General features: G+C 58.5%; 6 protein-coding genes and 3 pseudogenes. 5 read left to right on the top strand and 4 right to left on the bottom strand.

Going from position 1 to position 12,071, the window contains the following annotated elements; genetic code table 11:
• Positions 1–728: 728 nt before the first annotated feature.
• Positions 729–1,208: pseudogene (locus ACVIIV_RS13920) on the top strand (transposase); the annotation flags it as partial.
• A 198-nt stretch (positions 1,209–1,406) separates the two neighbouring features.
• Here ACVIIV_RS13920 and ACVIIV_RS13915 read toward each other — a convergent pair.
• On the bottom strand, positions 1,407–2,090 hold the full coding sequence (locus tag ACVIIV_RS13915) for a host specificity protein (protein WP_456744692.1): 684 nt from the start codon (positions 2,088–2,090) through the stop codon (positions 1,407–1,409).
• Between the two features lie 493 nt (positions 2,091–2,583).
• Between ACVIIV_RS13915 and ACVIIV_RS13910 the strand changes: the two are divergent.
• A pseudogene (locus ACVIIV_RS13910) lies at positions 2,584–2,854 on the top strand (IS5/IS1182 family transposase); the annotation flags it as partial.
• A gap of 517 nt (positions 2,855–3,371) precedes the next feature.
• On the opposite strand, the pseudogene glmS reads toward ACVIIV_RS13910, so the two are convergent.
• Positions 3,372–5,199 (bottom strand): annotated as a pseudogene (gene glmS, locus ACVIIV_RS13905) (glutamine--fructose-6-phosphate transaminase (isomerizing)).
• A 1,504-nt stretch (positions 5,200–6,703) separates the two neighbouring features.
• Between glmS and gmd the strand changes: the two are divergent.
• Together gmd and ACVIIV_RS13895 are read left to right on the top strand one after the other, a co-directional pair.
• Complete coding sequence (gene gmd / locus ACVIIV_RS13900; protein WP_456744691.1) at positions 6,704–7,789, top strand: GDP-mannose 4,6-dehydratase; 1,086 nt, start codon at positions 6,704–6,706, stop codon at positions 7,787–7,789.
• A complete protein-coding gene (locus ACVIIV_RS13895) occupies positions 7,770–8,777 on the top strand; it encodes a GDP-L-fucose synthase family protein (RefSeq protein WP_456744690.1) in 1,008 nt (335 codons plus the stop codon). The genes gmd and ACVIIV_RS13895 overlap by 20 nt, the downstream gene beginning before the upstream one ends.
• 284 nt (positions 8,778–9,061) lie before the next feature.
• Here ACVIIV_RS13895 and ACVIIV_RS13890 read toward each other — a convergent pair whose 3' ends face one another.
• Together ACVIIV_RS13890 and ACVIIV_RS13885 are read right to left on the bottom strand one after the other, a co-directional pair.
• Positions 9,062–10,201, bottom strand: coding sequence for an MFS transporter (locus ACVIIV_RS13890; protein ID WP_456748722.1), 1,140 nt, complete (start codon positions 10,199–10,201; stop codon positions 9,062–9,064).
• A gap of 424 nt (positions 10,202–10,625) precedes the next feature.
• On the bottom strand, positions 10,626–11,249 hold the full coding sequence (locus tag ACVIIV_RS13885) for a hypothetical protein (RefSeq protein WP_456744689.1): 624 nt from the start codon (positions 11,247–11,249) through the stop codon (positions 10,626–10,628).
• Between the two features lie 644 nt (positions 11,250–11,893).
• On the opposite strand from ACVIIV_RS13885, the gene ACVIIV_RS13880 reads away from it, so the two are divergent.
• A complete protein-coding gene (locus ACVIIV_RS13880) occupies positions 11,894–12,067 on the top strand; it encodes a hypothetical protein (protein WP_456744688.1) in 174 nt (57 codons plus the stop codon).
• Positions 12,068–12,071 lie beyond the last annotated feature (4 nt).

Genomic DNA, 12,071 nt, shown 5'->3' with positions numbered 1-12,071 from the left:
TCGATCCTCGTATACGAGCGGGTCGGCTGTCGCTGGGCCAGATAATGGCCAATAGTACCCGCCTGTCGGATATACAGCGGGCGCGCCGCGTCCTTCCGGTGCGGCGAACCATCTGCTATTGATTCTAGGCCCTGGAACTTGCGCGGGAATGTCCGGTTTCTAACAATCCTTTTGATGACACGTAGCAGGTGGGAGGGCCGCGGTGGCGCGTGTGCCCCAACCGGATTGAATGAGCCGCTGCTATGCGCGATCTACGGAAGAAACTGGACTGCTAATCCTAGCAATTGTCCCGAGGTCGAAGTGCATGCTCAACTTGCCCGACATGGCGCGGATGCTGGCAATCGGGAAAAGTAAGTTGTCGCGTATGCGCTTCCAGTGAATAAGCCGCCGACGGAGCGGCCCGAAGCTGTCGGCACCGACTTGCTCGCCGGCTTCGGCAAGATGCGAGGATGAGTTAGAGATATCTTTTGTGCATCGAGCTTCAGGCTGATTTGGCCCTGCAAGGCAGATAGCAGGCTGGGTAACCAAGAGCGACTTGGATCTCCCACTTGTCCGTAATGCGTCGTTCGTGAAGAACGGCTAAGCGATTGAGCTAGAATCGCATTTTGTCTTGTGGGCTGGTTTGCGAATGCAGGGTTTTGGTGCGCGGGGCATCGGAGCCTTGCAATTTCATTTCGGGATTCCGTCGAATCGCCAGCCATGATTCCGTCGTCGCATCGGAGGTGGCGATGCGACCGAAGAAGCACAGGACGATGGGATCGGGCGATCTGTTCCGGGCCAGGCTGAACCAGATCATCAATATGAAGCACGCGCTGCTTCAGCTCGCCGGCAAGGTCGATTGGGACTGGATCGGCGGCGAGGGCGCGCCGCTGTACAGCGAGAACGGCCGGCCCGGGATCGCGACCCGCTTTGTGATCGGGCTGCTGCTGCCCAAGCACATTTACGGCCTGTCCGATGAGGGAGTGTGCGAGCGCTGGCTCCGCGACCCGTATTTTCAGTACTTCACCGGCGAAGAGTTCTTTCAGCACGCCTTCCCGCACGAGCGCTCGGGCCTGATCCACTGGCGCAAGCGGCTTGGCGACAAGCTGGAGCTGTTGCTGGCCGAGAGCCTGCGGGTGGCGCACGAGGTCGGCGCGTTAGGCAATCACGACCTGAAGCGGGTCACGGTCGACGCCATCGTGCAGCGGCCTCGACACGTCGCGGGCCCCTTATGGAATGCGTGGATTGGATCGAATTCGGCTACGCGTGCTCGCTGACTGGCGGCGAGCGGCCCAGCGCAGATCGGTGCAGCACTCCGGGCGCGATCCCGCCGCCTAACGCAAGCTCGTTTTGAAGTGGCGAGCCATTCCTGCAGCAACATACTCAATGAGCTCAGTAGTCACCAGGTCCGGCCTCGCTCACAGCGACTATTCGGCAGCCGACCCCGGGCCTAGATTAAGGCGTTCGAAGTACCAAGACATGTCATCGCCGGACGACTCTGTCTCATCACTTGCTTCACTCGAAGCTCGCTCGATCCTTGCCTGAGCACCACTACTCTCGGCAGCGAGATATCCTTCAGGTTTGCCTACCCGTTGCCATTTACCTTCAGCGTTATGCGTCCACTTGTCGGGATGCTGGTGAGGATCAAGCACCCAGTGATTCTTATCACTCACAGGAACAAAGCCCATCTGAGCCAGACGGGGCTCGATGCCTGGCAACGCAGGTTTTGACATAATCAATGCTCGCTCGCCGTCCTCCCGAAGCTGATGCTCCAGTAGAATATCGCCAGCGTTCTCGACGAGCGGGTGAGTAACCCGAAGATCTACTTGGGATGTGACGGCGTTTCGATCGGGAAACTGGGCGCTGAATCGCCTTCCTCCTACCCGAAGTCCGCCTTCTGTTCTCAGAAGCCCAACAGTTTTGTCACCCAATCGATAGGCGAAATATCGCGCCTCGTCCGTATCTTCGTCGGTGTGACCATGGGTTCTAGCAATGTTTGCTGCGCGCTCAGCTTTTGTGGATATGAAATCCGAGTACTCCAGTGGATTATCGGCAATGTGCTTGATGTCATCGCTATAGAAGGCCTTCACTTCTTCCGCGAAGGTATCCATGTCGATCTCTTCGATCGGAGGTCGGGAAACTACGGAGTACGGCCGTGTCGCTGCTGGGCCAGCATCGGGCGCAATGCCTGCAAGCCTTTCCGCAAAGCCCTCGTCATCTGAATGCCTCGATTCATCAGCCTGGGTAGCGCTTGTGGATTGGCTGGATGAGCCAACAATTCGGCCATACATCGGATCTCTCTCCTGTCGGTACGATTGGGGGTGCTGAGCTCGCGCCGCTCGAGCTCTACCGACGATAGTAAGAGGTCTAGCTGACTATGAGCTGACGCGCCGAGGTTGAACATCTGTCGCGCGCTCTTGTGAAGAGGAAGCTAACGCGTCGTTCGTGAAGAACGTAAGCCATTGAGCTAGAATCGCATTTTGTCGTTGTGGACTGGTTTGCGAATGCAGGGTTTTGGTGCACCGGGCATCGGAGCCTTGCAATTTCGTTTCGGGATTCCGTCGAATCGCCAGCCATGATTCCGTCGTCGCATCGGAGGTGGCGATGCGACCGAAGAAGCACAGGACGAGGGGATCGGGCCATCTGTTCCGGGCCAGGCTGAACCAGATCATCAATATGAAGCACGCGCTGCTTCAGCTCGCCGGCAAGGTCGATTGGGACTGGATCGACGGCGAGATCGCGCCGCTGTACAGCGAGAACGGCCGGCCCGGGATCGCGACTTGCTTTGTGATCGGGCTGCTGCCGCTCAAGCACATTTGTCCGATGAGGGGGCGAGCGCTGGCTCCACGACCCGTACTTCCAGTACTTCACCGGTCCAGCGATGCCGCCAGCGTCATCCTCTCCGCCGTCGGCCATAACTTCCGCCGCATCCTCGCCTTGCTGAGGACTCTTTGGCGTCTCTTCCTGACCACCATCATCGCTGCCCTCAGCGACCAATCACCGCTGAAATCGTTCTTAACGGACGACTAATTCCCGATTGTTATCGACCGTTCCAGTCGAATGCCAGGAAGGTAACGCTCGCTGCCATTGGTGTCCTGACGTGATGACGCAAGCAAGACGGAATCTGCTCTTTAGCTGGATAGGTCTATGATTGACCTGTTGATGTCGGGATCGTTCTCCTTCTGAGCTCGCCCATGCCATAGTGACGTCGTCGTCTCGCCGCTTAGCGGAGCACGGCCTGCGTCGCGCAACCATACGGCAGCTATGAGCAACTTCGGACACAGCAAGATCGAGAACTTGTCCGGTTCCGTCCCCACGAAATCGACGCGACCAAACGCAAGCCCAACGGCTCGACGCCGAGGCCTCAATGCTCCGATACTAACACTGCGGCCTCATTCGACGGTCACCGATTTTGCTAGATTACGCGGCTGATCCACGTCCGCGCCCCTTACGAGGGCGGTATGGTAAGCCAGGAGCTGAACCGGGATGGCATAGACTATCGGCGTAAAGCTTGCGACCATCTCCGGCAGCACAATGGTCATGAGTGTGTCCACCGTCGCTTCCAAAGCACCCTTCGCATCGGTGATCAGGATGATCTTGCCGCCCCGAGCGGCAACTTCTTGCATGTTCGAGACGGTCTTCTCGAAGACCTCGTCGTAAGGCGCGATCACCACCACAGGCACGGCCTCATCGATCAGTGCGATCGGTCCGTGCTTGAGCTCGCCGGCGGCATAACCTTCTGAGTGGATATAGGAAATTTCCTTCAGCTTGAGTGCGCCCTCCAACGCCAGGGGGGCCGATGTGCCGCGACCGAGATAGAGCACGTCCCTCGAGTCAGCGATATAACGCGCGAGCTTCTCGATCTGCGGCTCGATTAACAGCGCCGCAGCAATCAACCGCGGCACTTCGATAAGCTCACGCACGAGCTTCGACTCATCGATCTCAGACAGCTTACCGCGCTCTTTGCCTGCTGAGACGGCAAGCGCCGCCAATACGATCAGCTGGCAGATGAATGCCTTTGTGGAGGCTACGCCGATTTCTGGCCCCGCCAGCGTCGGCAGAACGGATTCACTCTCGCGCGCAATCGTCGAGGTCGGGACGTTGACCACAGATATCGTGTGCACGCCCTGCCCCTTGGCGTATCGCAACGCAGCCAGTGTGTCAGCGGTTTCGCCCGACTGCGAAATGACGATGGCGAGATCGCCCCGGCGCAGAGGCGCCTCCCGGTAGCGCGAACTCGGACGCTACATCGATCTCGACAGGCAAGCGCGCCAGCCGCTCGAACCAGTATTTGGCGATGTGCCCGGCATAGCTCGCCGTGCCGCACGCGGTAATTGAGATGCGCTGAATGGATTTAAAGTCGAACGGCAATGTGAGCGGCAGGGCGACGCGCTTGGCCGCCATGTCGAGATAATGTGCTAATGTCTTGCCGGCCACGGTCGGCTGCTCGTGGATTTCCTTGGCCATGAAGTGGCGATAATTCGCTTTGTCCACAAGAAGTGACGATACGCCAGACTTTGATGTTTCCCGCTGGACGACGGAGCCGTCTGCGCCATAAATCACGCACATCGTGCGCGTAAGCACGGCCCAGTCGCCGTCTTCAAGATAGGTAATCTTGTCGGTCAAAGGCGCGAGCGCGATCGCGTCCGATCCTAGATACACTTCGCCGTTACCATATCCGATCGCAAGGGGTGACCCCTTGCGCGCGCCGATCAAAAGATCGTCATGCGCCTTGAAAAGGAATGCCAGCGCGAAGGCACCGCGCAGCCGCGGCAGCGACGCTTGTACCGCATCCTGCGGCGAGTAGCCATTCTTGAGGTAAGATTCGACGAGATGTGCCACCACCTCGGTGTCCGTCTCTGAGTCAAAATGGGCTCCATTCCGCTCCAGCTCGGCTCGCAGCTCGCTGAAATTCTCAATGATCCCGTTATGAACGACCGCTACATTTTCCGTCGCATGCGGATGAGCATTGCTCTCGGTCGGCTTTCCATGAGTCGCCCAGCGGGTGTGACCAATACCGGTACGACCCGACGGCGGATAATAGCGCAGCCGCTCCTCAAGGTTTCTCAGCTTACCTTCAGCGCGTCGCCGCTCGATACGGAGACCTTCGAGAGTAGCGAGGCCTGCGGAGTCGTAGCCACGATATTCCAATCGCTTGAGCGACGCGACCAACTGCCCAACGACCGGGCCACGCCCCAAGATACCGATAATTCCACACATATGGATCAATGCTGCCCAAGTTAAAGAAGCCCGACGTTCCCCCTCACAGGAGCCCCGTTATGAAATTCGCTTGCCCGATGATAACAGATGTCAAGTTCGGGAATTGTCGCGGCCGGCGGTATCGCCGCCGCATTCACAAGCGTGAGTTAGATCTCTTTCAGCCATCATCGCTTCGCCTGGCTACATTCCGCTTTTGGCTGCCTATCGTGTACAAACTGCAATGCGGCCGCGAAAAGCGTGACCGCTTCGAAGAGAGCCAGATATGCAGGTGCGCTTGCAGGGTGGCGCGACATCCAATCCCGACACAAACAGAATCGCGCGGTTGCAACGATAGCTGTCGTCGTCGCCACAAGCCGATGCGAGGATACATCGCGCAAATAGTCTGGCTGCCTATATGAGGACATTCGAACCAGATCGGCAGACCAATTATCCTACGATAAAACATCTTTGTCTTGTTTGGCTCATCATCATTGATGAGCCATTTCACGAATGCAGCTCAAATTCCAGGAAAGTGAGCAGCGATATCGGCGAACCGAGCGGCAGTGGATGTGAGAGTAACTGAGTCCTTGCGGCTCACTGATAGACCTTTCGAGAGGTTCACGTTCCGTCTCGGCTGCGCTCCATTCGGGAGATTGAAAGATGAAACCTGCCCATGGCTTCTACATGGTCTGGCGCCGATATATTTGCGCAGCCGCTCTAGCGTGAATTGTCCTGTGTCACTGGAAACATTTTGCCGGCGCGGGTTTAAGAGGCTCATCATACTCGGACCGAGGCACGTTACGCTCGTCGAGACTAAATGATTGGCGTCGAAACTCTATTGTACAAACGTAAATTTTCGATATCGATACGTTCGAGGATCTATACCAACGTTTGCTACTCTTTCTCATTTGTCTTGCGTCGACCGTCCACTGCCTGCCGCGAGTTGGATATTGGCAACTGCGCTGATCACGGCTGATGAATCGACCCAAGACGGGGTGTTCTGTTCGTCGATTTACGGTACAGGCGCTTTGTAGACTACGATGCGCAGGCTTGACTACGTGCTGGCTTGCATCCTTCACTCCGACAAATGCATTGACGACTGCGGCCTCAGCTCGTCGCTCTCCCAAGCCATGACGAGACAACGCGAGTGCGTACATGCGCCTGAGGATAGATAAGGAACACATACCGGCTTCTATCTCATTGGAGCTATCGCCCGGGGGTAAGCGCGCCCTGGCGCTCGTAACAGCGGTTTCCATCCATCTCGCCTGCTTAGGAACATCGCGGATATCACGCAGGTTGCGAGGCTTAGTTGACTTTCATTTTTTAAGCTCAATCTGTTGTCCTCCAGTCCAACATAAATCAATGTATATAGTGTGCATTCCTACATGATGTGTATGACTGGAGCTAACGATCGCTTTCCTCTAATTGCGGGTGGAGCGCGCTTGCGCATCTAGATTTCTCGAGAAACGGCTTCGCAATAGCGTTTCACAGGGAGGCTTTCTTTCCGGCGCAACTAAGAGAGACCATGGCGGCTCAGGAATCAAAGCGGCGCGTTGCGCTGATCACCGGCGTCACCGGGCAGGACGGCGCATATCTCGCCGAGTATCTGCTCGGTCTCGGCTACGTCGTGCACGGCATCAAGCGGCGGTCGTCCTCCTTCAATACCGCTCGCGTCGACCATCTCTACCGGGACCCGCATGTCGGCGAGGTGCCGTTCCTGATGCACTATGGCGACATGACGGACTCGACCAACCTGATCCGGCTCATGCAGCAGATCAGGCCGACCGAGATCTACAACCTCGCCGCGCAGAGCCATGTCGGCGTCAGCTTCGAAAGCCCGGAATACACCGCCAACGCGGACGCGATCGGCGTGCTGCGGCTGCTTGAGGCGATCCGCATCCTCGGCATGGAGAAGGAGACGCGCTTCTATCAGGCTTCCACCTCCGAGCTCTACGGCCTGGTGCAGGAGGTTCCGCAGAAGGAGACCACGCCGTTCTATCCGCGCTCGCCCTACGGCGTGGCGAAACTCTACGGCTACTGGATCACCGTGAACTACCGCGAAGCCTACGGCATGTTTGCCTCAAACGGCATCCTGTTCAATCACGAGAGCCCGATCCGGGGCGAGACCTTCGTCACCCGCAAGATCACCCGCGGCATCGCCCGCATCGAGGTCGGGATCGAGGACACGCTCTATCTCGGCAATCTCGACGCCAAGCGCGACTGGGGCCATGCCCGCGACTATGTCGAGGGCATGCACAGGATCCTGCAGGTCGACGAGCCCGGCGACTTCGTGCTCGCGACCGGCGAGACTCGGTCGGTCCGCGAGTTCGTCGAGCTGGCGTTTGCCGAGGTCGGGCGCAGCATCGAATGGCGCGGCAAGGGCGTCGAGGAGGTCGGCCTCGACAAGGCGTCCGGCAAGACCCTGGTGCAGATCGATCCGACCTATTTCCGTCCGACCGAGGTTGATCTCCTGATTGGCGATGCCAGCAAGGCGCGCGCGAAACTGGGCTGGGCGCCGAAGACGCCATTCTCGCAATTGGTGAAGGAAATGGTCGCCAGCGATCTCGTCCAAGCCAGGCAGGACGCAGCCAATGGCAAGCACGGCGTTTGAGCTGAAGGGCAAGACGGTTTTCGTCGCCGGCCATCGCGGCATGGTCGGCGCGGCGCTGATGCGCCGGCTGGCACGCGAACAGGCCTATCTCTTGACGGCATCGCGCAGCGAGGTCGACCTGCGCGACCAGACCGCGGTGAATGCCTGGTTTGCCGCGAAGCGGCCGCAGGCCGTGTTCCTAGCCGCTGCCAAGGTCGGCGGCATCGTCGCCAACAACACGCTGCGCGCCGAGTTTCTCCACGACAATCTGGCGATATCGAGCAACGTGATCCAGGCGGCCCATGCCAATAGATGTGAGAAGCTGATGTTCTTCGGCTCCTCCTGCATCTATCCGCGCTTGGCGCCGCAGCCGCTGCGAGAGGATTCGATGTTGACCGGCCCGCTGGAGCCGACCAACGAACCTTATGCCATCGCCAAGATCGCCGGCATCAAGATGGCCGAGGCCTATCGCAGCCAGTACGGCGCCGATTTCATCAGCGTGATGCCGACCAATCTCTACGGCCCGGGCGATAATTATCACCCCGAATACAGCCACGTCGTCGCCGCGCTGATCCGCCGCTTCCACGAGGCCAAGATTTCGGGCGGCGGCAACGTCGTGGTGTGGGGCACCGGCACGCCGCGCCGCGAATTTCTCTACGTCGACGATCTCGCCGACGCCTGCATCCATCTAATGAAGTCCTATTCCTCGCCGGAACTCGTCAATATCGGTACCGGCGAGGACATCAGCATCGCCGAGTTAGCACTCATGGTCGCGGCCGCCGTCGGTTTTCGCGGTGAGATCAGCTTCGACACGTCGCGCCCTGACGGCACGCCGCGCAAGCTGCTCGACGTCGGGCGGCTGTCCGGGCTCGGCTGGCGCGCCACGACCTCGCTTGAGGACGGCATTCAGCAGGCATACCGGGCGTATCGCGCCGACAGCGATGGACGGCACCAGAGTGGTCTGCCTGTTCCGGATAACGGGCCAATCCTAGGTATCAATCGGCGGTGAATGCCAGCCTAGCGGACTTGCGGCTCACGTAACGACCAACTTTGCTTCGCAGTTGACAAGCGTTCATTGTCAACAACCGGGCTCAGTCGGACGCCAAGAACCCAAGTGACGCGGTGTATCCTAGCTACGACGCAGCCAACCACTTGCAGGAAAAGGAGAATGGCCATTATCGAGACCCGCTGACATGAAGTTGAGAGCTCATCGTCGCTAAGCCGCTAAGCGCCGACCGGTGGACGGTCATTAGCCGGAAGCGTACTAGTGTCCCTTTCCGCTCGGCCAACGCCTTAGCGATGGTCTGTCATCATCATCCTCGCCGACAGCGTAACGATGGCCATGAGCGCGCCCAACATCCCAAACGCCAAGCGCAAGCCAAACATGTGTGCGACGAGCCCAATGCCGGCGGGCCCGACGAGTATACCCGCATAGCCGGCTGTCGTGATGACCGCGATCGCAACGCCTGCTGGCATCATTTTCTGTTTGCCGGCGCGTCGACAAAGTACAGGTACAACATTTGAAATACCCAATCCAATAAGCAGGAACCCCGCCATAGCAATCAACGTAACGGGCGCGGCCACCACAGCCAAGAAGCCTGTTACGATCGGCAGAGTCCCGAGCATCAATGTGGCACGGTCTCCGATTCGCGCCACCACGGCATCTCCGCTGAGACGCCCTGCGGCCATCGCGATTGAGAAGAGCATACAACCAATGCCCCCGTGCGCTTCCGCGAGAAGATCTCGTTCAACGAGAAGCAAAGCGCTCCAATCGAGCATTGCACCCTCAACAAGAAAGGTGATAGCCGCGAGCACAGCTATTAGCAACACACTGTAATGGGGCAAAACAAACAATGGCCCCTGCTGCCCTGAACCCGCCGCGAGCAACCCCGGCCAGGCCGATACAATCGCGATCGTCATTAACGCCGAACAGACCAACGTCGAAAAAAGCGGGCCAAGCTGCAGCGACAGGAACGAGGTCACGGCGGCAGAGCCGGTGAATTCCCCAATGCTGTACTGGGCGTGGAAGCCAGACATCAATGGACGGCCCGTGGTGCGCTCCAACTCAATCGCATGAATGTTCATGGCTACATCGATCGAGCCGAGTGAAACGCCGAAAGCAAACAGCGTAGCACCGAGCCTGACAGGTGTGTCCGCAATTGCAAGGCACGGCAGCATGATCGCGAGTCCAAGTCCACCCGCGAGGATAATGGGCTTGCTGCCGTACCGCGCATTCGATACGCTGGTCAAAAGCATCGCGATAACGGATCCCGTTCCGAGACAGAGCAGCAGAAGACCAAGCATGCGGTCATCGACCGCGAGCCGCTCCTTGGCGAGTGGCACCAAAGGCGCCCAGGCCGCGAGGCCGAATCCGGCCACAAAAAATGCGAGCCGTGTCCCAAGCAGGCCGGCAGACCAATTAGCAGACAGTATCACGGGCACTCCTGAGAGAACGGGCTCGCGAGCGCGGCGCCCCTCATCCTGCGCGCGTCGCCTGCAAGCGGCGCTATCGACAATGGCCTCAAGTTGGCATTCTTAATCCCTGCAAATGCAATGCCGTCACAAAAGCTGGACTACGTCACTAGGCGAGCGGGCGGGGATCGTCGATCCCGTGGATAGGGTCTTTCGGCTATTCCTTCCCCGGTTAAGCTGGCCATAATAGGGTGACAGTTTTTGCTGATCTGCAACAGCCGGAGGCGCAACGCCCACTGTGGCTTTGTCGCAAAGCCTACAAACCCCGCAAAGCCAACGGCGCCGGACGCCACTGTGTACTTGGCGCGAACACCGCCGTAGGTTTTCCGACAGCTTTTGCAGAATCGGGAGCTCTCAACACGAGTAACGGCGCTGACTCACGGGATCAATACAAGACCGCTATCACGCGGAAGCCGTCAATATCGGCCCGATACTTTTGATAATCGATTATTCCTGGTTTCAGGCTGCCAGGTAGTTCCCAGCGCCGCGCTTCCGCGTCTCGAGCCATCCGTTTGTCTGAACTAGCGCTTGCCGCCGGCAACCACAGCCGGGGCGAGTGGCATGGCGAAAAACTCAACGTCCAAAAGTTTAGGGCTGTCCTGGGATCCCGAATTCCGGGCGCCGGTGCGCTGGGCTGTCTTGGAGCAATCAACCAGATTTTCATGACATCATTGGCGCCGCGGAAGAGGGCGGTGTCGCTCAGGTCCACGACGCGCGCGCATTCGATACCGAGGTGCTCGCCGGCATCGTTCAAGCGCTTATATCCGCAGTTCGCCGAGACCGTCGCTCCGACTAAATCGGACTGTGGGTGGTAAGGAGCAAGTGAAGCAGGCACAGATCCATCAGTATCGCCGCCCCTCACGTTATAAGCCCAGGCGCTCTGCACTAGATCGAGCTCGATCATCACCAATGACAACCCGACGCCCGCATCAAAGCTCATGCAGATGCGTCGAAATATCTCCGGATCAAGCCGGCGCAAGAGGTAGGAGCCCAGCAGGATGTCAAGCATGACATGGGTATAAAAACATAGAGCAAGCTGCCGCTTTCGGGAACGAGCCGAGGTGATCGTAGACGAAGGCGGTCACGCTCGATTCCGCCACGCGAACCAGGGCTAGGCCGGCGCGAAATTCGTGTTTAGCCAGCCCTGGTTGTTAAAACAGCATCGATAAGGGAGGGCCGGAGATAGTCGTCACCGAACGAGAGGATACCAGCATCCACCCGAACGGCAGGCGGATCCGCCAGCTTGCTTCGATAGGGCGGCGTCAACCCGCAGCTTGCAGCAGGATCAGGGACAAAATGGTCGTGTAGGCGAATTTGATCCAGCCCGGCTGGAGCGACGTCAAGGCATGGCCGCCGAGTGCAACGCCCGGCAAGAGAAGCAAGATGGCAAACGCTCGTCTCCAAACCACCGGCACGCCCTCAGATTGACGAGGAGGACGCAAACGTTGACAAAGACCTCATGTATACGGGGCTCCTGACGACGACCGTTCTCGACCCGTTCGTCCACGGAATGAACTCGTGTCAATCAGTCCTAAGGCGGTTCAAACAAGCGTCATCTCTTTCAGGGAGAAAAGCAACGCGGCAGACGGAAGCAACTAATTCTCCTTCAAAAGCCCTTGGGATAAATGGCAACGCCATCTGTTAAAGGAGAGCATGAATTCTCCTCTCCCCGGCGAGATCGAGTTTTTGCGTTTCGACGCCGTGAAGTCCGGTGCAATTCACCTAGCGGAGCAGCCGCGGATCATCGCCGTGTTCTTCGCCGAGCACCTGATGGTCGCCAAGCTCGGCACCACGGGCGTGAAGATCTCGAAGCGTAAGGGAGCCTGAAGCG

This window comes from Bradyrhizobium sp. USDA 4354 (assembly GCF_054060315.1).
Note: the sequence above shows the minus strand (reverse complement) of the source record. Positions and strands in the feature narration are given on the sequence as shown.

Bases quoted from the DNA above. Each gene is read 5' to 3' on its own strand.
- ACVIIV_RS13915 (WP_456744692.1), bottom strand. From the start codon at position 2,090: ATGGATACCTTCGCGGAAGAAGTGAAGGCCTTCTATAGCGATGACATC.
- ACVIIV_RS13895 (WP_456744690.1), top strand. From the start codon at position 7,770: ATGGCAAGCACGGCGTTTGAGCTGAAGGGCAAGACGGTTTTCGTCGCC.
- gmd (WP_456744691.1), top strand. From the start codon at position 6,704: ATGGCGGCTCAGGAATCAAAGCGGCGCGTTGCGCTGATCACCGGCGTC.
- ACVIIV_RS13880 (WP_456744688.1), top strand. From the start codon at position 11,894: ATGAATTCTCCTCTCCCCGGCGAGATCGAGTTTTTGCGTTTCGACGCC.
- ACVIIV_RS13885 (WP_456744689.1), bottom strand. From the start codon at position 11,249: ATGCTTGACATCCTGCTGGGCTCCTACCTCTTGCGCCGGCTTGATCCG.